This is a genomic window from Pantoea sp. F_5 (assembly GCF_008631595.1).
Taxonomy (GTDB): Bacteria; Pseudomonadota; Gammaproteobacteria; order Enterobacterales; family Enterobacteriaceae; genus Pantoea; species Pantoea gossypiicola.
Map to the genome: position 1 here is coordinate 90803 of NZ_VWUO01000013.1, position 24124 is coordinate 114926.

At 53.1% G+C, this 24124-nt stretch carries 29 protein-coding genes and 3 pseudogenes; 19 read left to right on the forward strand and 13 right to left on the reverse strand.

The annotated features are described in order from the left end of the window. Positions 1-48: 48 nt before the first annotated feature. Positions 49-198: pseudogene (locus tag F3I44_RS23970) on the reverse strand (phage integrase family protein); the annotation flags it as partial. Between F3I44_RS23970 and F3I44_RS17235 the strand changes: the two are divergent. From F3I44_RS17235 to F3I44_RS17250, 3 genes are all read left to right on the forward strand, one after another. After that, a complete protein-coding gene (locus F3I44_RS17235; protein ID WP_190285968.1) occupies positions 162-731 on the forward strand; it encodes a hypothetical protein in 570 nt (189 codons plus the stop codon). The pseudogene F3I44_RS23970 and the gene F3I44_RS17235 sit on opposite strands and share 37 nt — an antisense overlap. 345 nt (positions 732-1076) lie before the next feature. Next, positions 1077-1709 (forward strand): hypothetical protein, encoded by a 633-nt coding sequence (locus F3I44_RS23975; RefSeq protein ID WP_223811693.1) that lies wholly within the window; start codon positions 1077-1079, stop codon positions 1707-1709. A gap of 38 nt (positions 1710-1747) precedes the next feature. Next, positions 1748-2113 (forward strand): hypothetical protein, encoded by a 366-nt coding sequence (locus F3I44_RS17250; protein ID WP_150014380.1) that lies wholly within the window; start codon positions 1748-1750, stop codon positions 2111-2113. A gap of 476 nt (positions 2114-2589) precedes the next feature. Here F3I44_RS17250 and F3I44_RS23980 read toward each other — a convergent pair whose 3' ends face one another. From F3I44_RS23980 to F3I44_RS17290, 7 genes are all read right to left on the reverse strand, one after another. Beyond that, positions 2590-2937, reverse strand: coding sequence for a hypothetical protein (locus F3I44_RS23980; RefSeq protein WP_223811694.1), 348 nt, complete (start codon positions 2935-2937; stop codon positions 2590-2592). 162 nt (positions 2938-3099) lie between these two features. After that, positions 3100-3393, reverse strand: coding sequence for a DUF1493 family protein (locus F3I44_RS17260; RefSeq protein WP_150014382.1), 294 nt, complete (start codon positions 3391-3393; stop codon positions 3100-3102). Then, entirely contained in the window at positions 3387-3845 is a 459-nt protein-coding gene (locus F3I44_RS17265) for an STM2901 family protein (protein WP_150014416.1), read from the reverse strand. The genes F3I44_RS17260 and F3I44_RS17265 overlap by 7 nt, the downstream gene beginning before the upstream one ends. Positions 3846-3992: 147 nt before the next feature. After that, complete coding sequence (locus F3I44_RS17270; RefSeq protein WP_150014384.1) at positions 3993-4529, reverse strand: DUF1173 family protein; 537 nt, start codon at positions 4527-4529, stop codon at positions 3993-3995. Further along, positions 4415-4741: a DUF1173 domain-containing protein gene (locus F3I44_RS17275; RefSeq protein ID WP_150014386.1), complete on the reverse strand. Its 327-nt coding sequence runs from the start codon at positions 4739-4741 to the stop codon at positions 4415-4417. The genes F3I44_RS17270 and F3I44_RS17275 overlap by 115 nt, the downstream gene beginning before the upstream one ends. Positions 4742-4973: 232 nt before the next feature. Continuing rightward, complete coding sequence (locus F3I44_RS17280) at positions 4974-5294, reverse strand: hypothetical protein (RefSeq protein WP_150019118.1); 321 nt, start codon at positions 5292-5294, stop codon at positions 4974-4976. Positions 5295-5618: 324 nt separating this feature from the next. After that, the gene (locus F3I44_RS17290; protein WP_150014390.1) at positions 5619-6314 is read right to left on the reverse strand and encodes a B3/4 domain-containing protein; all 696 of its coding nucleotides are present in this window, start codon (positions 6312-6314) and stop codon (positions 5619-5621) included. A gap of 43 nt (positions 6315-6357) precedes the next feature. Here F3I44_RS17290 and F3I44_RS17295 point away from each other — a divergent pair, with 43 nt between their 5' ends. Beyond that, a complete protein-coding gene (locus F3I44_RS17295; protein ID WP_150014392.1) occupies positions 6358-6960 on the forward strand; it encodes a helix-turn-helix transcriptional regulator in 603 nt (200 codons plus the stop codon). Positions 6961-6968: 8 nt separating this feature from the next. On the opposite strand, the gene F3I44_RS17300 is transcribed toward F3I44_RS17295, so the two are convergent. Continuing rightward, positions 6969-7472, reverse strand: coding sequence for a MarR family winged helix-turn-helix transcriptional regulator (locus F3I44_RS17300; protein WP_150014394.1), 504 nt, complete (start codon positions 7470-7472; stop codon positions 6969-6971). A 133-nt stretch (positions 7473-7605) separates the two neighbouring features. Between F3I44_RS17300 and F3I44_RS17305 the strand changes: the two genes are divergently transcribed. The 4 genes from F3I44_RS17305 to F3I44_RS17320 all read left to right on the forward strand — a co-directional run bounded on the left by F3I44_RS17305 (position 7606) and on the right by F3I44_RS17320 (position 10817). After that, the gene (locus tag F3I44_RS17305; protein WP_370452852.1) at positions 7606-8757 is read left to right on the forward strand and encodes an MFS transporter; all 1152 of its coding nucleotides are present in this window, start codon (positions 7606-7608) and stop codon (positions 8755-8757) included. A 66-nt stretch (positions 8758-8823) separates the two neighbouring features. Further along, entirely contained in the window at positions 8824-9516 is a 693-nt protein-coding gene (locus F3I44_RS17310; protein WP_150014396.1) for an aspartate/glutamate racemase family protein, read from the forward strand. 20 nt (positions 9517-9536) lie between these two features. Then, positions 9537-9866: a DHCW motif cupin fold protein gene (locus F3I44_RS17315; protein WP_150014398.1), complete on the forward strand. Its 330-nt coding sequence runs from the start codon at positions 9537-9539 to the stop codon at positions 9864-9866. A gap of 210 nt (positions 9867-10076) precedes the next feature. Continuing rightward, entirely contained in the window at positions 10077-10817 is a 741-nt protein-coding gene (locus F3I44_RS17320; RefSeq protein ID WP_150014400.1) for a YoaK family protein, read from the forward strand. Between the two features lie 39 nt (positions 10818-10856). Here the strand turns inward: F3I44_RS17320 and F3I44_RS17325 are convergent, their stop codons facing one another. Then, the gene (locus tag F3I44_RS17325) at positions 10857-11582 is read right to left on the reverse strand and encodes an SDR family oxidoreductase (protein WP_150019496.1); all 726 of its coding nucleotides are present in this window, start codon (positions 11580-11582) and stop codon (positions 10857-10859) included. A gap of 99 nt (positions 11583-11681) precedes the next feature. Here F3I44_RS17325 and F3I44_RS17330 point away from each other — a divergent pair, with 99 nt between their 5' ends. Beyond that, on the forward strand, positions 11682-12566 hold the full coding sequence (locus F3I44_RS17330) for a LysR family transcriptional regulator (protein ID WP_150015992.1): 885 nt from the start codon (positions 11682-11684) through the stop codon (positions 12564-12566). Between the two features lie 141 nt (positions 12567-12707). Here the strand turns inward: F3I44_RS17330 and F3I44_RS17335 are convergent, their stop codons facing one another. Next, entirely contained in the window at positions 12708-13724 is a 1017-nt protein-coding gene (locus F3I44_RS17335; RefSeq protein ID WP_150015993.1) for a substrate-binding domain-containing protein, read from the reverse strand. Between the two features lie 410 nt (positions 13725-14134). Between F3I44_RS17335 and F3I44_RS17340 the strand changes: the two genes are divergently transcribed. The 7 genes from F3I44_RS17340 to F3I44_RS17370 all read left to right on the forward strand — a co-directional run bounded on the left by F3I44_RS17340 (position 14135) and on the right by F3I44_RS17370 (position 19497). Continuing rightward, on the forward strand, positions 14135-14329 hold the full coding sequence (locus F3I44_RS17340) for a hypothetical protein (protein ID WP_150015994.1): 195 nt from the start codon (positions 14135-14137) through the stop codon (positions 14327-14329). A gap of 674 nt (positions 14330-15003) precedes the next feature. Then, positions 15004-16047: a catalase family peroxidase gene (locus F3I44_RS17345; RefSeq protein WP_150015995.1), complete on the forward strand. Its 1044-nt coding sequence runs from the start codon at positions 15004-15006 to the stop codon at positions 16045-16047. After that, positions 16047-16622, forward strand: a complete 576-nt coding sequence (locus tag F3I44_RS17350) for a cytochrome b (RefSeq protein ID WP_150015996.1) — start codon at positions 16047-16049, stop codon at positions 16620-16622. Before F3I44_RS17345 ends, F3I44_RS17350 begins: the two co-directional genes overlap by 1 nt. A gap of 55 nt (positions 16623-16677) precedes the next feature. Further along, positions 16678-17268 (forward strand): TetR/AcrR family transcriptional regulator, encoded by a 591-nt coding sequence (locus F3I44_RS17355; RefSeq protein ID WP_150015997.1) that lies wholly within the window; start codon positions 16678-16680, stop codon positions 17266-17268. 322 nt (positions 17269-17590) lie between these two features. Continuing rightward, positions 17591-18250 carry a hypothetical protein gene (locus tag F3I44_RS17360; RefSeq protein ID WP_150015998.1) on the forward strand — a complete coding sequence of 220 codons (660 nt, stop codon included), beginning with the start codon at positions 17591-17593 and terminating at the stop codon, positions 18248-18250. A 209-nt stretch (positions 18251-18459) separates the two neighbouring features. Then, on the forward strand, positions 18460-19035 hold the full coding sequence (locus tag F3I44_RS17365) for a DUF308 domain-containing protein (RefSeq protein ID WP_150015999.1): 576 nt from the start codon (positions 18460-18462) through the stop codon (positions 19033-19035). 150 nt (positions 19036-19185) lie between these two features. After that, entirely contained in the window at positions 19186-19497 is a 312-nt protein-coding gene (locus F3I44_RS17370; RefSeq protein ID WP_150016000.1) for a chorismate mutase, read from the forward strand. A gap of 39 nt (positions 19498-19536) precedes the next feature. Here the strand turns inward: F3I44_RS17370 and F3I44_RS17375 are convergent, their stop codons facing one another. Then, entirely contained in the window at positions 19537-20385 is an 849-nt protein-coding gene (locus F3I44_RS17375) for a LysR family transcriptional regulator (protein WP_150016001.1), read from the reverse strand. 129 nt (positions 20386-20514) lie between these two features. On the opposite strand from F3I44_RS17375, the gene F3I44_RS17380 reads away from it, so the two are divergent. After that, positions 20515-21261, forward strand: a complete 747-nt coding sequence (locus F3I44_RS17380; protein WP_150016002.1) for an SDR family NAD(P)-dependent oxidoreductase — start codon at positions 20515-20517, stop codon at positions 21259-21261. A 113-nt stretch (positions 21262-21374) separates the two neighbouring features. After that, positions 21375-22832 (forward strand): MFS transporter, encoded by a 1458-nt coding sequence (locus F3I44_RS17385; protein WP_150016003.1) that lies wholly within the window; start codon positions 21375-21377, stop codon positions 22830-22832. Between the two features lie 46 nt (positions 22833-22878). On the opposite strand, the pseudogene F3I44_RS17390 reads toward F3I44_RS17385, so the two are convergent. Further along, positions 22879-23415: pseudogene (locus F3I44_RS17390) on the reverse strand (oxidoreductase); the annotation flags it as partial. A 104-nt stretch (positions 23416-23519) separates the two neighbouring features. On the opposite strand from F3I44_RS17390, the pseudogene F3I44_RS17395 reads away from it, so the two are divergent. After that, positions 23520-23996 (forward strand): annotated as a pseudogene (locus F3I44_RS17395) (AraC family transcriptional regulator); the annotation flags it as partial. Positions 23997-24124 lie beyond the last annotated feature (128 nt).

Below are 24124 nucleotides of genomic sequence, written 5' to 3' on the forward strand. Positions count from 1 at the left end.
TGGTTTTCGTATGATTAACAGCCTCATACCCTTTTCAGTATGGCGATATTATCTGAACCTGCACCCTGCACCCTGCACCCTGCACCCTGCCGCCAATACCTTCTTATAGACATTTGTCGAATTAACGCTTTTGTGCCACATCATGCTCTGCAGCATCCTCATTGGAATGTCCGCATAGAGCATATGCATGGCGTAGCGGCGATGCGGCGAGCGACGTACGCGTCTATGAGGTGCCATTCTATGCCTGGGAACGTGAGGCCGCCGGAATGGGTGCGACCGGTGTTGTAACATTCCATAAGGATCACGCACTGGCGAAGGAGTATGATTACGGGTTGTGTATCGGCTGGCGTTATGACATGTGGGAACAGTTCTTCTATCAGGCAGCCGTCGGCGCGGTTTACCTGCTTAATCCCCGTTTTGCGCCAGGCAGTCATCTGAATACCTCAACCCTTGAGCAGGGTATGGCCATTCGTTACGCTGAAGAAATGCTGGATAAATACCTGCCTTATACAGGACGAGCTTTAGTGGGCAGTCCGGTCGGTACAGGCAATATGTTCGATTGTGCCTACCGGGCTGCATGTAAGCTTCCGGATAATATTCTGCGCCAGGTCCGCGAAGAGTTTGGCAGCTTCGGTACTATCACTGATCCGGTGCGATTTGCAGACATGACATCTGACTTCCTCACGCCGGATGAGGTCAGCCTGCTCAGTGGTGATTTCCATCACAGCTAAGGCTCTTATCCCTTCCCACGACAAAAACTGATAATATATTTTTTAAAAAGGACACATCGTGGCCTTTATTACATTTATTATTTAAGTGCAGTTCATTTTATAAAAATTAATAAGGACGCTTATTTCTTCCACGCTTCAATCCTCCGGCAAAAAACCTGAAGTTTCATTTGTACGTGATTTTCATTATCTGACTGCGCTGATACAACACCTCGGCGCGCATGAGCGCTGGAATAGCAGAACCCCCAGAAATATTGCAGACAGCATCGGCATGGACATGGATGAAATTGAAAGAGTGCTGACCAGTTATCCAGCCTTTTTCCGGCGGTCAAGTAACCTAAGCACTCAGTGAGAACCGCTTTTTATTATCCATCTGCGTTATGCCCGGCGAAAAAAAATGAAGAAACAGACGCCCGTGAGTCGCCGCCTATCAATGCCGCAGAAATGGGAATCATGCTGGACCTGGTCACCAAAATGATTGCGGTGGAAGAACAGAATAAAAGGCTCAGCTTCGAGATAATAAGTAATAACATCAAAATCTGGTCAGCCATGGGGCTTGCTTTCCTGTCATCTGTATTCCGACTTTGGTACTTTCCGGATCTCGATAGAGGCGAAGAAAGATTGTTACAGATGAAGCACAAAATACTGAATTGTTGCGATGTGGGTATTAAGCATGGAATGCAAAATTCTCGATCTACTGAACCTGATACGGCAACTAAGAGGAAAAGAACACTTTTTTCAGTTTTTTCACTAACAGGCCTTAAAGGCCGCATTCCGAACAGTAAATACCTGCACATAAACCAAGACATTAAGGAGAACATTATGTCTACATTCGTAACTGCAGTATTTGCTGTAATCTTTACCCTAATCGCCATCGGCCAGTTCATCTGGGCAATCTTAGTCTCTTACCGTGGTCTAACCTGGTTTTTGACCAATTATGACGACCTTCCTCATACCTTCATTTTTAACAGAAGTTCATAGCTATTCCACAAAGTAATAATCTGTCCGGGAGCACATTCATGAAGGTAATTTTCGCAGGACTTTTTCTGTTTGTATGCGGACAGGCCCTGACTGATGTTCAGGCGGGGTCGGACTATCCGTCCTGCATCATTCAGGCACAGCATAACGGCAGCAGTAAAACCAGACGCTCAGAAGCGCTCCTGTCAGAAAGAATTAACGTTCTGCAAGCTGACATCAGTATAGCACGAAAAAGCCGAAAACTGACCCAGGTACAGGCAGATACGCTGTGGCAGAAAGCCAAGAACATCCATAATGAAATTCAGCACTATGTCAGCCAGCAGGGTTTTCTCAGTGCGGGGGAGCGGGCTTCATATGAAAGAGAGCTCAGCGCATTGACCGGAGAATTGTGTAAAAAAGTCAGATAACGTCCTCCGGAGAATCCATCCGTAATTCAGCTACTCATCTGAAAACTGACAGCACTGATTCGCGCATTGCGCAGTTTTATCAGGGCGAAAAAATCCCATTTGGGTTTCGCTATAGCTACATTAAGCGCTTTATAAATCGGTAAGGCAGGGTCTGTGAATGGAAGAACACAAATCCTGTCGTCATGACATATGGCCCATACGTTAAAAGGCTTCAGCCGTATGAGTTTTAGCGACTCAGCCGGTGCAGAAACCGAGGGCGCAACCCATGCAAGCATGACACTTCTGTGGCGTTTGAAGAGATCCACTCTGTTCTTCCCTTCAAGGGCTATATAGAGAGGCAACTCTCCTGGACAAAGATATCGTGGGTCACAGATTCCAGTTTCACATTCCTCAACAGCCTTATCTGACCAGTCCATCACCTCGTCCGGTCGATTCCCTGCGTAACCTCCAAAATGACCGTGGTTGTAATTGCGATACTAACCCGATACAACAAGCTGAGGGTGAATGAGCCGTTTTTCATATTTTCCCCCAAAAGCACTTATATCGTACAAGAAAGGAAGTGCAAAATGCATAAAATGAGAAGGATAGGCCGCAGTGGCTTTACGACGCGGACGCCCATATCTATTCAGTTTTTCCGAGGGTTCATAATATCCCAGTAACCACCTCAACTTCCTGACGAGAAGCGGATGAACACAGGATGTCCGGTTCGAAAGGTCCAGATCGTCCTTAAACTTTACAAAATTACAGCATGCCTCTACTAAAGGATCATGCCAGTCATGACGCTCGATTTTAAAATCGTTTACATCATTTAAATCTGAATTCATTGAATGCACCTGACTGAATTTTTGAATAGTGATTCCGCCTGCCACGACGGGAACATCCATCAATATGCAGTCTGAGCGTATATATCTTCGTGTCAGTACAGTAGAACAGGAAGTAAGGATATAGCTCCTTAACAATAATAACTGTCTCTGACATCTTATGTATCAGTCATAGCACCAACGCCTGGCACGGACTGACTCTATCAGCATCCCGATAGTCAGAGGGATAGCCTCACGCGGGTTTTCTGGATAGTAAAGGCTAAAATTCACATGGTCAGAATCCATTCCAAACGCATCGAAGACGTTCTGAAGGCATTCCGCAGCATCCTCCGGGTCCAGTTTCATGTCCAGATTGAGCGACATCTCTGGCGTGAGTGTTTTTTTCCGGAACGTCAGCAGGGAGCGGCCGTTCCACGGCTTAATGAGTGCCATTACGCGTGCCTGGGTGTCATCTACCATATCTTATCCTCCCCGCGGGCGATGGCATTGTACAGTCTGACCGAATTGAAACTGATACTGGCAACGTCTCTGGCCAGCATCACCCAGCCCACGACGGGTATCGCTCGTCCGACAAAGGTGCTGAGCTTATGCGTAAAAAGAATACGCGCGGTACGGGGCGGGTATCCCCCTACGATGGTGGGGAGCTTTATGCCGAAGGGAAATTTGGCTTTCGGAAATACTCTGCGCGCTGCCCGTGAGGCATAGGAGGTTCCCTTGAGAGCATCGCGCGGTTTGGTGCGGGTAGTCAGGACATTACGTCCGGACAGGATGGCCACGATCGCGCCGAAGTCATCAACCCCCAGCTGTTCAGCAACTTCTTCACAGAAAATCATGAAAAAGAGCTCACCAGCGGTGAGGTTCGGTCTGCCCGCGTAGAAATAGGTGTTATTGAGTTCTTCAGTCGTGTCCACTGCCAGCTCCTGCAGGTTCAGCTTCAATTATCGTCCTGACGCTTCTTAAACAATACCTTCCGCGTTCAGGCCTGACAACCTGTCCGGCACAGGTTAAACAGAAACAGTACTTCAACCCTATCTCCCCACAGTTGAAAGACTCCCGTGTCAGACGCAGGGAAATGCAGGCATGTCTGGCTTCGCAGCAGCATCCCAGTACCACCACCGTCCGGGCCCATATTCCGCCTCATAGTGAGCGGTTTTTACCTGCCTGCGCTGCAGGTACTCTGGCGAGTTCATGCCGAACACTTCCATCGGAAGCGCATCCCCGTCAGGAACGTCCTTGAGCACAAAATCCGCAAATACATCTTCCTCACCATCGTAGCGAAGAGGCTTGATAAAGGCGCGTTTTTCCTGCCACAGTTTTTCTTCCACCGCCCCTTCATAGCCGGAATCCAGCGGAATAAAGCGTGGGATGACCGTCATCAGCGCCACATCGATTACGGTACTGCAGCTGGATGGCTGGTCACGCTCGTCTATTTGCCTAAAGGATGTTTCCGGCGGCTCTGTTTCAGCGATAATCACGACTTTCATTCCCCTGCGCCAGTCGAGGAGTTCGCGGCAAAAGCTACGCTCCAGGCGGTGACGAACGTCTTCAGGCAGAACCAGATCAGGAAAGCCAGAAAACAGCCCCAGCGGCAGTATAGTCTTCCGTCGTGCTTCACCGGCTTCACTCCAGCCAGCACAAAAATGATGATACGTCGCCGTTTGTTCTTTCCGTTCGCTCTCAGATGTTCCCGGTTAGCGATAACCTGCGGCATATCTTTCATGGCCATGAGCAGCAGGGATTCTTCCAGCGGCACGCGACCAATGCGAATCCGGGCCGCCGTCTGCTGCAGGCGCCAGCGCCAGCTCACCCAGCCAGTGCCGCCGCAGTCGGCTTATTGGTGAAACTGTATGCTGTCATAATGAGACTGCATTTCAGCACCATCAATAGCTTCTGACACTATTTTTAATGCATTTCTTTCAGCCATAAACGGTAAACCCACGCTGATTTCAGGCGCTGAGGAATAAGGCAAGACGGGCGCAGCAATAATGATGACCAGCGCGAAATTATTCGAATAATATGATAAACACGCTCACCAGAAATCAGCGCATCAGCAGTTGCTGGCAGACCATATTATCCTGCGCGGCGCGCTGCTGTTCATCATTCGTCAGTTGCTCCCAGCGGCCAATCACGCTGCGTCCCAGCCGCGGTTTATAGGCTATTTTCTGCAGCGCATAGTCAGAATTACCGCCTTCAATAACATTTCGCATCTGCTGGTCGAATGGCTGCTGACCGTGATGATCAATCGCGCAGAACACCGCGACGTAATACGCTTTGTCTTCCTCACTATCGTGCGGGATAAACCACCAGGTAGCGAGGGCCAGGATCAGCAGCAGGGGAAGGATGAATTTTACTTTGGCCATTATGGTCACCGGTTGTGGGCAGTTNATTTTCTGCAGCGCATAGTCAGAATTACCGCCTTCAATAACATTTCGCATCTGCTGGTCGAATGGCTGCTGACCGTGATGATCAATCGCGCAGAACACCGCGACGTAATACGCTTTGTCTTCCTCACTATCGTGCGGGATAAACCACCAGGTAGCGAGGGCCAGGATCAGCAGCAGGGGAAGGATGAATTTTACTTTGGCCATTATGGTCACCGGTTGTGGGCAGTTAAGTCAGCCGGGTATGGCCAGACGCAGGGCGCGTATCCTCCCACAGATTCTGCTTAGCGTTAACCCCGCTGTTCAGCTTGCGGGCGCTTCGATCAGCGTTTTGCCAATCTGCGCACCTGGCATCATCTGCTGCAATCCCGAGATCAGATCATCGCTGGCCTGTTGCAGCGCGGCGAGCGGCATAGCGGGCAGGCTTTCCAGTATAAACCACATCTGCTGCGCACTGGCATCGAGTCGGGTGCGCACGCCCTGACGCCAGTTCCAGCGGCGGCAGGTTACCCCCTGATCGTCGCGCCAGATCACTTCGCCCGGTTCCGGTGATTCATAAATGACCTCGCCCTCTTTGACGGTATCGAAACGTTCACTGCCGTCAGCAATCACCAGACGTGGCGCGCCTGTATAGGCCGCGATATTTTCGCCGCCGACCGGCAGGGCGTAACGAATGCTGATGGCATTGTAGAGATCGACAACCGGATCAATAGCAGGCAGTGTGCCATCCCGCAGCACCCGTTTACGCAACGCTTCAGCAGAACAGGGCGTGCGCTTCGCTTTGGCACCAAATGCCCGGAACACCTCGGCCCATGCCGCAAGGTGCGCATCTGCCCAGACAACATCATCCTGTATGAACTGCTGGCATGCGCTTTTCAGTGCGTCGCTGGCGACTTCTGGTCGGGTAATGGATGTGGCTTCCACCGCAATGCTCATGGCACGAAAGCCGGGAGCGAGTGTGAAAATAGCCGGATCGATTGACGGATGAACAGATAACATTGGATACTCTCTCAGTGACTAATTTATTTCATAGTAATGACCGATGACCAAAAAAGTCAATATAACGACCGATGCCGGCGCTGATGTCGCTACTGTCAATCAGGCTGTTTCAGACCGCATAAAAAGCTGGCGCAAAAGCCAGAAACTCTCGCTGGATGAGTTATCCCGCCGGGCAGGCGTCAGTAAAGGGATGCTGGTTGAAATCGAAAAGGGCGCTGCCAATCCCAGCATCGCCATTCTGTGTAAGGTGGCTGCTGCACTGGGCGTCTCGGTAGCGGATATCGTTAGTATCTCGCATGCACCTGACGCCTGGCTGATTAAAAACAGCGAAATGCCCGTGCTGTGGCAGGGTGAGCAGGGCGGGAGTGCGCAACTGCTGGCCGGCACCCGTGGGCCGGATATGATCGAGCTATGGCGCTGGCAGATGTTTGCAGGCGAGGTGTTCAGTTCCTCCGGCCACTCGTCGGGCACGCTGGAACTGCTGCACGTCGAGCAGGGCACGCTGGTTCTGACCGTGGGTGAGCAGACACTGGTGGTTCAGCAGGGCTGTGCGGCGGTGGCCCGTACCGATATGCCCCATGCCTATGCCAGTGCCGATGACCAGCCCGTTATCTTCACCATGACGGTGGCGGAACTGCAGCGCTGACGGCGTTTTTATTCGGCTGTCGCTTCACCGGGAAAGGCAAGCAGCAGCGTTTTCAGTAACCCCTCCAGCTCGGCGCGCTCTGATGCGGCCAGCGGTGCCAGCACCGCCTCCTGAATTGCGGTATGTGCACGAAGTGCCTGCTCAATCTGCTGCTGACCCTGTGGTGTCAGCCCTACCAGCATGCTGCGCTTATCATCTGGCGCGGCAACACGTTCAATCAGATGATGCTGCTCCAGCCGGTTCAGGCGATTTGTCATGGCACCGGAGGTCACCAGCAGCGACTGGTAGAGCTGCGTGGGGGACAGCCGATAAGGGGATCCCGCCCGTCGCAGAGTCGCCAGCACATCAAATTCGCCCTCCTGAAAACCAAACGGTGCCAGCGCCTCACTGCGCGCTTTAGCCAGATGTTTCATCAGCCGCAGCACTCTGCCGAAGATACGCATGGAAGCGGTGTCCAGGTCGGGCATCGCGTTCTCCCACTGGCTGACAACGAAATCAATATGGTCATGCATAAATCACCTGCAGATGTTGGGGTTATATTGTCGGGTTGTGCTCAGGCTCTTAACAGCGAACGGTATTTATCTTAACGTTAAGATAAGTAGTGACAGCCCGGTGCTGTCATCGTCAATTTCTGGCTGGGCGTAGATGATGAAAATGTTCCCCACTCTGTTTGCCGCGATCGCTTTTCTGGTCGGACTCAACCTGCGGCCGATGCTGGCTATTATCGGCCCGCTGTTTCCGGTGTTGCAACAGCAGACCGGGCTGTCGGCTACGGTATTCAGCCTGCTGACCACACTGCCGGTGGCGATGATGGGCCTGGCGGCACTCTCTGGCCCGTGGCTGATCGCCCGCTTCGGGCCGGTAACCGCCACTGCCGCCGGGTTGCTCTGTCTGACGGTGGCCTGCCTGTGGCGCGGCCTTAACCTGACCTCCACTCAGCTTATGCTTACCGCGCTGGCGGGTGGCGCAGGCATTGGCATAATCCAGGCAATGATTCCCGCGCTGATCCGGCAACGTTTTGCTGACGCAGCAGCGACGCTGATGGCGCTGTTCAGCACCGGGATTATGGCGGGCGCGGCGCTGATGGCCGCCAGTGCCGAACCGCTGTTTTCACTGATGGGTTTGCAATCCGCGCTGGCGATTTCCGGCGTGTCAGCGCTGGTAACGCTCCTGATCTGGCTGATTGCAGTCAGGCGATCGCCGCAGGTGAGCGTGGCGTCTGAGGCAATGACGCTGCCAGCGCCGCGAACACTGCTGCTGACGCTCTTTTTCGGCATTGGCACCGGGGCTTACACGCTGGTTCTGGCGTGGCTGCCGCCATTCTATATTCAGCTGGGCTGGAGTGCGCGCCACAGTGGCTATCTGCTCGCCGCGTTGACGTTAACCGAAGTGGTGGCAGGTTTCATCGTCACAGCAACCTTACAACGCTTTCCCGATCGTCGCCCGCTGCTGCTCGGCGTGCTGGCCCTGTTGCTGATCGGGCTGCTGAGCCTTGTGTTTTACCCCAATACGATGCCGCTGCTCTCTGCGCTGTTGCTGGGAACGGGCATTGGCGCACTGTTTCCGCTGTCGTTGATTGTCACGCTGGATCATGCGCGCAGTGCCCGGGAAGCGGGCACTCTGCTGTCACGGGTGCAGGGTGGCGGATATCTGATCGCGGCGCTGATGCCGCTGGTGGCAGGCTGGGTGCGTGACAGCGGCCTGTCACTGACTCAGGCCTGGCTGATCATGAGCGCTGGCGTAGTGCTGCTGATGGTGGTTGCCCGGCGCTTCAGGCCGCAGGACAGCAGAGCCTGAATAAAGCCGTTGCCGTTCAATGGCGATCTGGCATGCTGGAATAAACCCCAGAACCCGGAGTGTAGTGTGAAAGTTATTGGTCTGTTAGGCGGCATGTCGTGGGAGTCTACCGCGCTCTATTACCGCATCCTCAATCAGCAGGTTAAACAGCAATTGGGTGGCCTGCACTCGGCGGAGCTGGTGCTCTGGAGCGTCGACTTTCATCGCATAGAGCAGCTTCAGGCTGCGGGCGAATGGCAGCAGGCGGGCGAGATCCTGGCTGACGCGGCTCGTAATCTGGAGCGGGCTGGTGCGCAGTTCATCGTGCTCTGTACCAACACCATGCATAAAGTGGCGGCGCAAATCCGTGCTGCAACAGGCATACCGCTGCTGCATATTGCCGATGCCACCGGACGTCGCATTCAGCAGGCCGGGATACGTAAGGTCGGATTACTGGCGACGCGCTTCACTATGGAGCAGGATTTTTATCGCGGCCGTCTTCAGCAGCAGTTCGATCTTGAGGTGATGACGCCCGATGAAGCGGAGCGTCTGTTTGTGCATGAGGTGATCTACCACGAGCTATGCCTGGGCGAAATCAATCCCGCGTCGCGTCGTCGCTACAGGGAGATTATGCAGTCACTGGTAGCGCAGGGGGCTGAGGCCATTATTCTGGGCTGCACTGAAATCACTCTGCTGGTTGATGCCACCGATGCCAGCGTGCCGCTGTTTGATACCACCCTAATCCACGCGGAAGAGGCGGTTAGCCAGGCGCTGTCTTAACGCTTATCCAAGGGAATTGCATGAAAATAGATAATCTGCCGTTTGGCCTGACGCAGTGGGATCAGGTTGAAGAGACGATTCATCCCGGCGACCAGGGGCAGGCGACCTGGCGAACCCTGAAATTTAACGACATCCGGGTTCGCATGGTCGACTACTCGCCAGGTTATGTCGCCGACCATTGGTGCACCAAAGGTCATATTCTGCTCTGCATGGCGGGTGAGTTGCACACTGAACTGGCAGATGGCCGCCGTTTCGTGCTGACTCCGGGCATGAGCTATCAGGTCGGAGATGAGGCTGAACCGCATCGTTCTTTTACAACGACAGGTGCGCAACGCTTTATCGTCGACTGAATTTCATATCCGCTTTAGCAGGGCTGCCCGCTGGTGGATCATCGCGTCGTTGACACTTTTAAAAGTAAACTGAATCTGCTTTATAAAAATCAGCAAAATTAATGGCTTATTTCATCAGAGTTATCTGGTTCTGACAGGAATAATTTCCATCAGGTTGTATGCTTGAAGACTTATAAGAACGTTTTGCATTCACCTGATGTGGGGAAGCCTGTGCTGATAAAAAAGAAGAAAGTTCGTTCACATACCGAAGATCGACTGCTGGCGCTGGTGCTGGCGACTACCGCCGGCATCCTTAATGCCATGGCGCTGGGCGCGTTTGGATTTTTCCCGTCGCATATGACCGGTAATACCTCGCAGATATCTCAGGAAGTCACCACCAGCGATCTGCATACTATGCTGTTTTTGATGGCGCTGATTGTTGCCTTTGTACTGGGCTGTACCGTTGCCCGGCTGGCGGTAGTGGTGGGGATCAGGCATAAGTTACGTACCATTTTCTGTCTGATTATTCTGGCAGAAGGCGCGGCGCTGACGGTGGCGTCGATCTTTGAGCTGATGTTCTACCGGCCAAGCTTTAACGGCGAAGTGCTCCTGATGCTGGGCTTTTTGATGGGGGTGCATAATGCCACCTCGACACAGCTCTCCAATGGTCGCGTCAGATCGACCCACATAACCGGCACGCTGACTGATGCGGGCATTGCGCTGGGATCGTGGATTTTTGCACATACGTCTCATGCTGTGCATCTGGAAACTGACGATCGTCGCTTCTTCCAGAAGGTTCTGCACACCCATCTGACGACGGTGTTCTCCTTCCTGAGCGGCTGTATTGCCGGGCTGCTGCTGTTTAAAACCTATGGGTTTAACGCGATGGTGGGACTGGGCGTGTTTCTGATGCTGGTAGCACTGACGGCCATTGCCGTTACCGTGCAGCGAACCCGCAGAAGCCTTTACTGATATTCCGGCCCGCTGCACATCGCGCAGCGGGCCGGTTGTTTACTGCTGTGTGCGGGTTGGCCGCACGACTATCTCGTTTACATCCACCTCTTCAGGCTGCTCAATCGCATAGCGCACGGCGCGGCCAATGGCATCCGGTTGCAGCGCGATAGCGCGATAATGCTGCATCGCCTCGGCGGCTGTCGGGTCGGTAATGGTTGATGCCAGCTCGCTTTCGACCACACCGGGATGGACACAGGTCACCCGCAGCTGACTGTTCTCCTGGCGTAAACCGTCAGAAATCGCCCGCACCGCAAACTTAGTGGCACAGTAAACTGCCGCAGTGGGCGACACGGCCAGCGCGCCAATCGATGCGATATTGATGATGTGTCCGCGCTGATGGCCCAGCATGGTCGGCAGCACCGCCGCGATGCCATAGAGAACCCCTTTGATGTTTACATCGATCATCTGATCCCACTCTTCTACCCTGAGCGAAGCCAACGGTGACAGCGGCATAATCCCGGCATTGTTGATCATCACATCAACCCGTCCCCACTTCTCCAGCGCAAACGCCACAAACTGCGCCACATCTTCGCGGCGCGTAACGTCCAGCGCTTTGATCGCCACCTCAGAGCCATTAAACCGCAGCTCTTCAGCCAGCGCGGCCAGACGGCTTTCGCGCCGCGCGCCCAGTAACAGAATGGCATCGGTGTTTGCCAGTTCACGTGCGATGCCTGCACCGATACCGCTTGAGGCACCGGTAATTAAAATCACTTTCTGCGTCATTTTGTCTCTCCAGTCAGGTTGTCACTGGCGATCATACGGCGGCTGGATTATAAAGATAATCCACCTGACGCTTTACAGACTGGTAACCAAATCTGACCAATGAATGCAGACAAGAATGCCCTCGAAGTTTTTGTGATTGTGGCGCAGACCCGAAATTTCCGGCTGGCAGCGGAACAGCTAGGCGTGACCCGTCCGGCGATCAGCCAGAGTCTGCGGCGTCTGGAAGACCGGCTCAACATCACGCTGATGCAGCGCACCACGCGTTCGGTTCAGCTGACAGAAGCCGGACAGCGGCTCTATGTGGAGGTGGCTCCGGCGATCAACCAGCTTAACCGCGCCGTCACTGATATTGCCGAACTGGCGGCTGAGCCGCGTGGTCAGCTGCGTCTGGCGATCTCCTCGATTGCTGAGCGGATGCTGGGAGGCGAACTGCTGGCGAGCTTCATTACCGCTTACCCGCAGGTCGAGCTGGATATCACCGTGACCGATGACGAGTTTGATATTGTCGGGCAGGGCTATGACGCAGGCGTGCGGCTGGGAGAAGTGATCGCGCAGGATATGATTGCGGTGCCGGTCTCCACTGCGCAGCGCCAGGTGGCAGTAGCATCGCCCTCTTATCTGGCGCGTGCAGGCACGCCGCAACATCCCGAAGAGCTGGTCAGCCATCGCTGCATAGGCTGGCGTAAAGGGCCAGGCCTGGCACCTTATCGCTGGGAGTTTGCTGAGCAGGGACGGGAGTTTGATGTCGCCGTTAATCCGCAGCTCACGACCAATGATATGGGCGTGATGATCCGCACCGCCTGTGCCGGGGGCGGCATCAGCTTTGGCATGGAGGAGACCTTTCAGCCTTACATTGCACGCGGCGAACTGGTGACGGTACTTGATGAGTGGTTACCCACCTTTGCGGGGTTCTACCTCTATTTTCCCAGCCGTAAAAATCTGGCCCCTAAACTCAGGGCGTTGATCGATCACGTCAGGCTGTGAAGAGGGCAGAAGTGTCTGTTCATCAGCGCTGAAATTGCCGGACGCTGACCGGCTCCAGCCCGTCAAGCGCTGAGCCATTCAGAGACCCCGCAATTGCAATATATGTCATGACGTTAAGCGGGGTTAAGGCGTGTCAGTGCTTCAGGCTGTCATGTTGTATCGGGTGATGATATTGATTTTAGAGTAGGGCACAGGCGGGCCGGACGCGGGCAGGAAACCGTGGAACTCCAGCAGCGTTCTGAAGGCGTGCAATGCGTCGAGCTGTAAATTGTGCTCGATCAGCGCATCAATTTTTCCGGCCTGCAGCAGGGCACAATTCTCCTGGTCGAGATCGTGACCGATACAGGCGTTCACATGCCGTTTTTGTTCGGCAAATGCGCGCAGGATGCCGGGATTGCCGCCGCCGACCGTATAGACCGCATCCGTGTCCGGATGGCTCTGCAAGAATTGCCTCATCGACTGATACATCCGTGCATCGATGCCATACCCGCCCGCGACCACGCTCACCTGATGCTGAGGTGCAAACTGCTGCATAGCACGCTCAAAACCCTGGATTCTCTCCTGTTCACCCATGAAATCGCGACTGCCGGTCACCGCCACAATATGTGAACGGCTGACCCGCAGCCATTTTGACATCAGAAAAGCCGCCACCTTACCGGCATCAAAGTTATCCATGCCGATATAGCGCAGGCGCGCGCTGTCGGGTAAATCGCTCATCATGGTGACCACCGGAACGCGTTGTTTCAGGAGCGACTCAATAGTGGGATTCAGCTCATCGGAGCAGGCCGCTTTCAGAATGACACCGTGACTGTGAAGCGCCTTTTTGTTCAGCTGCACATTAATGGCTTCCGCCGTGAGATTCGCGCCAAAGTGGAAACGCAGCTGAAGTCTGAAAGCTGAAAAGCTGGCAATCTGACTGCTGAGCGCTTCACGTATCAGTGGCTGAAAGCGGTCAGGGGTATGCATGATGACGTCGAAGTAGATCGTTCTGCCTTTGGCGAGCCCGGCTTTTTGCATCAGTTCCAGGTCCGCTATCGCCTGCTGAATCCGATGCTGAGTGCGCGCATGAACGTTGCCACGCTGATGCAGGGCACGATCAATAGTGGCAAGGCTAAGCCCCGACTGGGCAGCGATCTGTTTGAGGGTGAACTTAGCCATGCAGGACTCGCGACAGCAGAGGATAACCAGAGTTTTATCATAATACTGGCTGACAACTGTCGTTCAACAGAAATACGCTGTTCAGAGCAGGGCAGATGACAGCGAAAAATGCGGTACCGGGGACAGGAATAACAGATTGTATAAACCTGAAACTCAGTGTTACGCTCAAACGATATAATTAATCGACCCACTTCCGGTATTGGTAAAGTCAGATTCAGGCAGTGATGACACTCTTTTGACTATTTACTGGCAAAAGCACACTGCTGGCTTAAATAATCTCAGAGCAAGCTTTGAATTGGATAATTTATAACCTGGTTGCCGCTTCGCTTATATTTCCGATGAAATGGCTTTTTTGTTTTTTGACCCCCGATAATGTTAGACTGTATATGCATACACCATCGGGAGGTCGTGTGAAGTACGATAACGAAAAAGAGATCCGTGCGCTGGTTGGCGCGGTCGTCAGTGATTTGATCAAGGCGGGAGAGCCTGTTCATTTTCACGACATTACGGACGCTCTGTTTCGCCTGAGCGAAGAGACGCGTGACAGTAAACTGAAAGCATTGTGCCATGAAGCGATTGGCTTTTTTACGCGCAAAATGCATTAAGGTTGATGGCGCCGATGGCGGGCGCCATCCAGAACCTTCCCCCTCCAGCCATAACTCCGCAGTACCCTTTTAACTGAGAATAAGACGCAGTTAATAGCGCTGAAACAACAGGCGAATTGACGAGTTTCACTATCAGTCCGTTTATATTTATGAATTGTCAGTATGACCTTCTGCTGGCCTGAAATGAAAACATAATAATTAATTTCATCGGCTCTAATCATTATTCAGAACAGAGGGTTTAGTAAGTTTTCATTCTAAAATTCTTCAGAAAAAATCTGCAATATCAGCGAAGTGACGCAGCGTTTTCTTCTGCTTCAAGCGTAACTCATACTGTTCTGACTTTATGTGATTTGAGAAACGATGATGACCGGGAGAATGTCCTGCGTTTTCGCCGGGATGGCAAAGGCAAAATAAATAAGCAGCTCAGTCAGCGTTTTTTAGATCATTCTGAGACCTGTAAACGGCAAAAGACCTTTTTTGGTGAGCACCGGTCATCAGACTTGCCGCAAGAGCACCGCAGGTTAAAAGAAAGTAAAACATTCGTTTGACTAGTCAGCCTACCTACTAGTAGATTCATTAAAGACATCAGTCGGGATTATAAATGCTTTCCTGTTATCGCATGCAACGGATACGGGATGCGCGTGGCTTTAGCATCTGCAATGTAGAGTGTATTGATGAATAAACCTTCTCTTACTGCTCGTCAGACAATCATGCGGCTGGCGCTTATAGCAGTGACCCCTTTGCTGCTGACCGCACTGATCCTGTGGGCAGGCGGGTGGCTGGAGACCAGCCGGCTGACATCGGATAAGCTGGTGGCGGCTTTAGAAAAATCTGGCGGTCACCACCCTGGCTATCGCCGTAATCACGCTAAAGGCATCTGTATCATAGGCAACTTCTCTGCTAACGGTCACGCCAGTAGCCTGTCACGCGCGGCGCTGTTCGCCCCTGGCGTTACGCCGGTGGTGGGCCGTTTCGCTATCGCAGGCGGCAATCCAAATGCGCCTGATTATGCGGTTCCGGTACGCAGTATGGCGCTGGCGTTTTATCAGAAAAATGGTGAGCAGTGGCGCACCGGCATGAATGCAATGCCGTTTTTCCCGGTACAAAGCGTTCAGGGCTTTTACGATCTGCAAACCGCCACGCTGCCGGATGCAAAAACGGGTAAACCTGACCCCGCCAGGATGCAGGCTTTTGTACGGCAGCATCCTGAGATCAAACCCTTTTTTGCCTGGGCTAAACAATACATGCCCGCTTCCAGCTGGACCCGCGATCGATTTAACAGTCTGAATGCTTTTAATTTCATTGATCCACAAGGTCATCCACACCCGGTGCGCTGGAGTATGGTGCCGCACGCTGACTATCAGCCGATGGATGAAAAAGAGAAAGAGGACACTGATTTCCTGCAACGCGATCTGCAGCAGCGGCTGGCGCAGGGGCCGCAGAAATGGGACCTGGTTATTACTGTCGCGGGCGTGGGTGATAAAAGCAATGACGCAACGATTGACTGGCCTGCTGATCGTCAGACGATCAATGCCGGAACACTGACCATCACTAAAACGACGCCACAGCAGCAGGGTGCCTGTAACGACATTAACTATGACCCGCTGATTTTACCGGATGGCATTACCGCATCGGACGATCCGCTTCTGAATGCCCGTTCGTCTGCGTACGCCAAATCTTATAATGCACGTACCCGTGAACAGGCAGGAGCCCGCTGATGGAACAGAACACCGCTTTTCACCCGGCACTGCGCATCATCCACTGGCTGATGGCGGCGGCGATTATAGCCATGCTGTTTATTGGCGTCGCGATGGTATCCACGGTTTCGTCATTGCACGGCCTGCTGGTAGCCATTCATAAGCCGCTGGGTCTGATGATTCTGGTGCTGGTCATTGTGCGGCTCTGGCTGCGCTTCACCACCACTACGCCAGCACTGCCGGCCACGCTGCCTGCCTGGCAGAAATTGTCAGCACATCTCTCACACTGGGCACTGTATGCCATGATGCTGGCTCAGCCGCTCATTGGCTGGGCAATGCTGTCCGCGGGCGGCTATCCCGTTACGCTGGGTCATCTGGTGCTGCCGCCCATTGTTCAGGTCAGCAACGATGCCTATGCGGTTTTGCGGCCGCTTCACAGCTGGGTGGCCCTGGCGTTGTTCATGACCGTCATGTTGCATCTTGCCGCAGCCTTGTTCCACGCGTTGATTTTGCGCGATGGTGTATTCAGCAGTATGGCGGGTTCACCTAAACGCCCCGCGCCAGGTACACTTGACAACCCTGCTGACGGTCAGTAGGTTCGGGGCCGTTTACCGATTTGCCGTTATTTAATTGTTGCTGCCGGGAGCATGCATGAGTACAGAACGTTCACAGAAAGCCGAAGAAATTATGCATCACACCCGCGGGTTGCTCACCTCTGGCGGTTATAACAGCTTCAGCTATGCCGATTTAGCCGAGCGGGTGCAGATCCGCAAGTCCAGTATTCACCACCACTTCCCGGGTAAAGCGGATCTGGTTCAGGCGGTCGTGAGTGATTATCGTCAGCAGGCACGCGCAGGAATGGTGGCCATCAGCCAGCACTTCGCCGGTGATGCCGTGGGCGAAATTAACAGCTATGTGAACTTCTGGACGACCTGCATAAAAGAGAACAATTCGCCTTTCTGTATTTGCGTGATGCTGGCGGTCGAATTGCCCGTATTACCCCAAGAAGTGGCTCAGGAAGTCAGTGGTCATTTTTCCGATCTCACTGAATGGCTCACTGACGTGCTGGCCAGGGGCGAGAAGAACGGCGTATTTTCCCTGCGAGAAAGTGCCGCTACAGAGGCAAAATCACTAATGGCAACGGTGCATGGTGCGATTATTTCTGCGCGTGCTTTTAATAATGCTGATGTATTCCTGCAAATTGTTGAACCGGTCATCGGGCGATTAGTGAAAGCCCGCTGATGCCTTGAAGATGATAAGTTGTTATCAGGCGACGTTTAATTGTTGCCTGTTTCATACTTTAACGTTCAACCTTTTCCCCGGCTTATTATCTGCGAGCGAGCAGGTCGATGAATAAGCCGTGAGTTCAATGATAATTGATTAAAATATCTGACTGAAACCAGGTGTTTATGGTGGATGTCATTGTAAGTGCCCGACCACCTTCAACAGGATGAATCCGTATTTTTTAGGATGCGGATGTGAATTATTTCGAAAATTAATTACTCAGTCATTACCTCAACAAGCGCTATTTCACGGTATTTTTACCCAGACGGAGAGATTATTTATGACGGCTATTCGTGCTCTGCCCTCTATGCCATACATGACAGCATTAAATAGTGAAAGAATAAACTATCGGTGCCTGGATCCCATCGCCTCAGGTTTCCAGTCCCAATTACAGAATCAGGTCAGGCTTTCACGCTCTGATGCTTTAAATCAGCCAGCCACGCAAAAGCCGCTCATCAGTACGTCACCACGCCGGGCAGATATCGACTCGATGCTTGCCCAATTGCTGGCCAGCAAAAAAATGTTATTACAACCAACCCGGTCCGTTTCTTTTTCAGGAAAATCAGTCACGGCAGACTTAGCAGAATGCAATATGACTGATAACGCGTGCGGAGAACCGTCTGACGTTAGTCCTATGGAATATGTTCACAAACCTGCTGTGGGTTTATGTAATAAAATACACAAAATGCACCCTGAATTAAGATGTGATCCCTGCTGTTATTATCTTGTTTCAGATTTTCCAGTTACCTGCCCGCAACCCAGTGTGGTTATGATGCCCTTATCCAGCATTTATATCTGGATTGCGCCTGAGTTCGTCCGGGCGCGCTTACCCTTTTGCCGTGGCCAGCCATTGCAGATACGCAGACTTCGTCCATTAAACAAAACGCGTTACCGTCAGTCAGGCCGACATCAGAATCGGGAGCGTTACCTGAAAGCCTGATGAGATATTAACCCCTCGTTTTAACTTGCCTGTAGCCCGGTCTGCTCAGGTTATGTTGTCGACGACAATGACTTTTTTCCGAAATAACGACCTCTGATTGTAGAGAGCATGCTTTGATTTAGTTATCTGACTGAATGAGCGCGGCCTTTAATCAGGCGGTTAGCTCATCTGAACGTTGTGTGAAAGTTAATATTAATCTGGAGAGTTATATGCAAACAAACACCTTAAAAGCTCAGGATCAAAATCAATGGCTGCAGTCTTATTATTACATCCGTGCGGCTGGATCTGTTATATGGATTGTACTCGCGGTATTAATGGGTAAGCATAATCCCACTATTGGTGCTGTCCTTCTTGTTCTCTATCCCGCCTGGGATGCGCTGGCTAATTATTTCGATGCCAGCAAATCAGGCGGATTAGCGGTAAATCCCCCTCAGAGATTCAATTTAATCGTTAGCCTGATTGTCACGGCGGTTATTATCTGGGCGCTCACCGTCAGTATGAATGCCACGATTAAAGTCTTTGGGCTATGGGCCATATTTTCTGGTGTGCTGCAGCTCTCGGCTTCTATTCGTCGCTGGAAACATTCCAGTGGACAGTGGGCAATGATTTTAAGTGGCGCGCAATCTGCATTAGCGGGTTTATTCATGATTAAACAGGCGAGTGGTGATATGGCTCTGGATGTCACGACGGTTGCACCCTATGCGGCTTTTGGCGTCTTCTATTTTTTAATTTCAGCCATCACTCTGACCGTTAAGAATGGCCGTAAAAACAGGGTTATCTGCTGATCCCTAAAATAGCGGTGTGAATGTCACTCTCTGACGGGCGGACCAAACGACGTTAATCACCGGCACCTGAGCTATTCAGACCGGCCGGTTATGATCAGTTTCTCGTCAGCCCGCCCCTCTTTTCATCAGGCTAAAACCAGAGGTAAACCAATGTATACCCATGATTATCAGGCAGTGCTCTCATCGTATCGGCTAACGATTGATAATCTCGATGCGGCACTTATTCATATCCTGGCGGAACGTTTCCGCTGCACGCACAACGTGGGTATGCTGAAAGCCGAACATAATCTGCCGGAAACGGACACAGGCAGAGAGGCACTGCAGCTCACCAGACTAAAAGAAATTGCGCAAAGTGCAGGTCTTGAAGCGAATTTTGTTGAAGGCTTTATGCGTCATATTATTGACGACGTCGTCCGCAGACACGGGGAACTTAAAGCAGCACGCAGGATGAGGCCCGCCTGAAAACCAGATGTCTGTTTCCGCCCATAACCTGCCGGAGGCTCAGGTCAGCATCGTATCTGCGATATCCAGCAGGGCGCGCAGGCGATCCATATGGCGGAGATCCTGATGGTAGCCGACCCAGATATCCCGTGAGGGCGGAAAATCGGGCGTTGCAATGCGCTGCAGACCCAGGGTGGCATCACCCAGCGGCTGCGGCAGTACGGCAACGCCCATCCCCCGCAGGCACATCTGCGCCTGAACGGCCCGACTCGTGCTTTTAAAGGCCGGTCGCGACTGCGGAAATCGTTCCAGGAGCCAGGAAACATCAGGAAAATGAGACTGTCCCGTATTCATCAGAATCAGTCCCACTGAAGAGGGCGCTGTCAGCAGCGCCTGAGCCGTTTCTGGCGTCCCGTAAAGTGCGTAGGGCACACTCATCAGACGGCGCTGGACAATATCCGAATCGGTGAAAGGGACGATACGAAACGCGATGTCGGCATCACGGCGCGACAGATCGAGCAGCCGGAAACTGGCAATCACCTCCGGCACAATTGCCGGATGACGGCGCGTCAGTTCACTCAGTACGGGTGCCAGCACAGTATTAGTAAACCATTCTGCGGCTGATATTCGCAGTATCCCTTCAAGACGGTCGTGATTACCTGCCAGTCGACGCTCCATTGCCAGCGCGGAATTTTCCATCGCTTCTGCCAGCTTCATGACGCCATCACCGGCATCGGTCAGTACCAGACCTTCCTTTGTGCGCCGGAACAGCGCCTGCTGCGCCTCATCCTCAAGCGCTTTAATACGGCGTCCGACTGTCGGATGACTCACGCCCAGACTCAACGCAGCCTTGCCGAACGAGCCGTTACGGATGACGGCAAGAAATACCTGAACATCTCCCCACTCCATACGCACGCCTTGCCGTTCAAAAATGAACATTCAATATACAAAAGTGTCAGTTCTCAAACAACTTTGCAGGTATCAACATAGTTTCTTCGATCCCGTCGCTTCAGGCGGCCATTACAGGAAGCTGAGATTATGAACAGACTCGAAGGCAAAGTTGCCCTCGTCACCGGGGGTTCAAAAGGTATAGGCGCGGGGATAGCCCGCCAGCTTGCCGCTGACGGCGCGACAGTTGTCGTCAATTTCGCCCTGGAAAGAAACGGTGCTGAAAAGGTTGTTGCGGAGATTGAAGCCGCCGGTGGAAAGGCCAGGGCCGTTGCGGCAGATGTCACCCGCCAGCCAGAGGTTGAGGCCCTAATCAACAATACCCTCGAATTTTTCGGGCGGCTGGACGTCGTGGTGAACAACGCCGGGGTTTACCAGTTCGCCAGTATCGAAGAGAGCACCGAGGCGCTTTACCGCAGACAGTTCGATATCAATGTCCTGGGCCCGTTATTGGTCAGTGCCGCGGCTGTGCCGCATCTGGGTAAAGGCAGCAGCATCATCAACATCAGTTCGTTTGTCACCCGCGTCTTTATTGCTGAGAGCGCCATTTACAGCGGGGCCAAAGGTGCGATTGACGCCATTACCGGTGTGCTTTCAAAAGAGCTTGGCCCACGGGGAATTCGCGTTAATGCGGTCAATCCGGGCCTGATCGAAACCGAAGGAAGTCATAGCGCAGGCGCAATGAACTCAGACATCCAGAGATGGAATGAAGAGCAGACGCCGCTCGGCCGTATTGGTCAGGTAGAGGACGTCGCGCCGATTGTCTCCTTTCTCGCCTCAGACGAGGCGGGCTGGATGACGGGTGAGGTGATTCTCGCCTCCGGCGGGATGCGCTGACCGGTCCGTCGTGTCGTTTCTGCCGGGCGACGGCCCGTTCTGTCAGATCAACTGCACATTTTGTGATTACCACTCGCCTCTTGTCGGGGGCGATGTTCCATAAGGAGTGATCTATGTCGGCACATAGCATCCCGCAAGCCGAGCCACGTCGCTGGGCGATGTTTGTCATTTTACTGGTCGGGGCATTTTTGCCGCCGCTCGATTTCTTTATCGTTAACGTGGCATTGCCTGCTATTCAGAATGAACTCAGCACCTCTTCCTCTGCGGAACAGCTGGTGATTTCATCCTATGCTGCTGTTTATGCCGTGACGTTAATTACCGGCGGCCGGCTGGGAGATATCTATGGTCGCGGAAAGATGTTCTTTCTTGGGCTGATGGGCTTTGCCGCAGCATCATTGCTGTGCGGTTTTGCCTGGTCACCCTGGGCGCTGATTGCCGGACGCATCTTACAGGGCGCGACGGCTGCCATTATGGCTCCTCAGGCGCTGGCTTCCGTACAGGCCATTTTTCCCGAAGCGGAGAGACCGTTAGCGCTCAGTATCTATGGTGCCGTGTTTGGTCTGGCCTCGGTGATCGGACAGGTTCTGGGCGGCATTCTGATTTCTGCCGATCTGTTTCATCTGGGCTGGCGGGCTATTTTTCTCGTTAATTTGCCGGTGGCGCTGCTGGTCATTCTTTTTGGTCTGCCGCTGCTGAAAGAGACACGGGCGCGGGTGGCGCAGCGGCTTGACCCTGTCGGCACACTGCTGGCCACATTAACGCTGAGCACGCTGATTGTGCCGCTGATTGAAGGTCGTGAAACGGGATGGCCCTGGTGGACGTGGATGTTGTTCCTTATTTTTCCGCTGCTGGCCTCGCTGTTATGGCGCTATGAGCAACGGCTTGGTCAGACGGGAGGCTCACCCCTGCTTAATCCGCACGTCTTACGTGCGCCGGGGCTGGGCCAGGGACTGGTCATTGTTCTACTATTTTATTCTATCGGCGCGTTCTTTCTTCTGTTTTCTGTCTATTTGCAGGGTGCCTTACATTTAAACGCGCTGCGTGCAGGTGCCGTTTTCCTGCCCTTTGGCGTTGGTTTTCTGATCGGTCCGTTACTGACACCTTATCTGAGACGATTTGCCGGAAATTACCTGAGCGCAATTGGGATGGGATGCGAAACCGCAGGACTGGCAGGTATGGGATGGTTGATCGCCACGACGCTGACGGGCAGGCCGCCCGCTATGCTGCCGCTCGCCGCGCTTCTTTTTGTCACAGGGTTGGGTCAGGGACTGGCGATGCCAACCCTGGTGCGAATGGTAACCGGCCAGGTTGCACCGCAATTTTCAGGCATGATCGCTGGCGTAACCAGCGCCACTTTACAAATCAGCACGGCGCTAAGCGTCGCCGTTATCGGTGGTATTTTCTACAGCATGATGGGTAACAGTAACAGCGGTGAAACAATCACCTATGCTTTTGTCGTCTCGCTTCTGACGATGGCCGCTTGTCTGGCTACCGGGGCAGCGCTGAGTATCCGACTCATCCGGCGGGCCTCCGACCGTTCCGCGAGCCCGGCCCGCTTCTCACACCGGTAACACAACCAGCTCAGCTGGCTACGAAATGACGAGGGGCGCGTCAGCCAGCCACGGCGGTGACGTGTATGCCGAACGGAGCCAGCTCTTTGCCCAGCGTTTCTGAAATACCCTCCAGCGCAAACTTGCTGCCGCAGTAGTAGCTGATGCCGGGCAGGGTAATAAATCCACCCATCGAGGTAATATTGATGATGTGCCCTCGACGGCGCTCACGCATACCCGGCAGGACCGCTTTCATCATGGCCACTGCGCCAAAAACATTCACATCAAACTGGTGGCGCATTTCTGCCAGGGAGGATTCTTCCATAATGCCCTCATGGCCGTAACCTGCGTTATTCACCAGCACATCTATCTGACCGACTGTGAACTCAATCTCCCTGACAACTTCATCAATATGCGCAAAGTCCGTGACATCCAGCAGGCGGCCCACGGCACGCTGTGCATCAAGCGCCTCAAAAGCCTGCAGTGCTTCGCGATTACGCACGGTACCGATAACCCGATGCCCGGCATGGAGGGCTTCACGCGCCAGTGCCAGACCAAAGCCACTGCTGACGCCAGTAATTAAGATTGTTTTAAAAGATGACATAAATGAACTCCCATGATCCGTAGAGATTGCATGGTATTCTCAATACTGTTGTGTTTTCAGACCGTATCTTCTCGTTTTCTTGCCTGATCTTATGAGGTGCCGTAATGACCGGAATGATTGCCCTGATCAAAACCCTGGCACCGCATGAGGGGTACAACCTTACGGCCTTGCCTGGTGTGCGAATTCTGCGCGCCGACCGTCCTCTTGCCAGAACACCCGTGCTTTATGATCCGGGTATTGTGATTGTTTGTCAGGGCAGCAAACGGGGTTACTTTGGCCAGCAGACCTACTTATATGATGAACAGCACTACCTCGCGGTCTCCGTTCCTGTGCCATTTACTATGGAAACTGACGCCTCCGTAGATCATCCTCTGCTGGCTATTTACATGCATCTGGATTTTCAGCTTGCCGCTGACCTCATCCTGCAGATCGATCAGCATCATGCTTCACACCCTCCCGCCGCGCCGCAGAGTATGATGTCAAGCCGGATGGACGACGCGGTTAAGAGCGCTGTTCTGGGTTTGCTTGAAGCCCTGAACAGTCCGCTTGAAACCGCGATACTCGGAGATGCACGACTGCGTGTGACCTGCCCCCAGTATTAGATACAACCTTCAGTTAGTAACGTCGGTTTGTTTACCCTCACATTTTCCATTCCGCCACCGTGCTGCAAACTCTGACGGCGTCTGATAATTCAGCGATGAATGCGGTC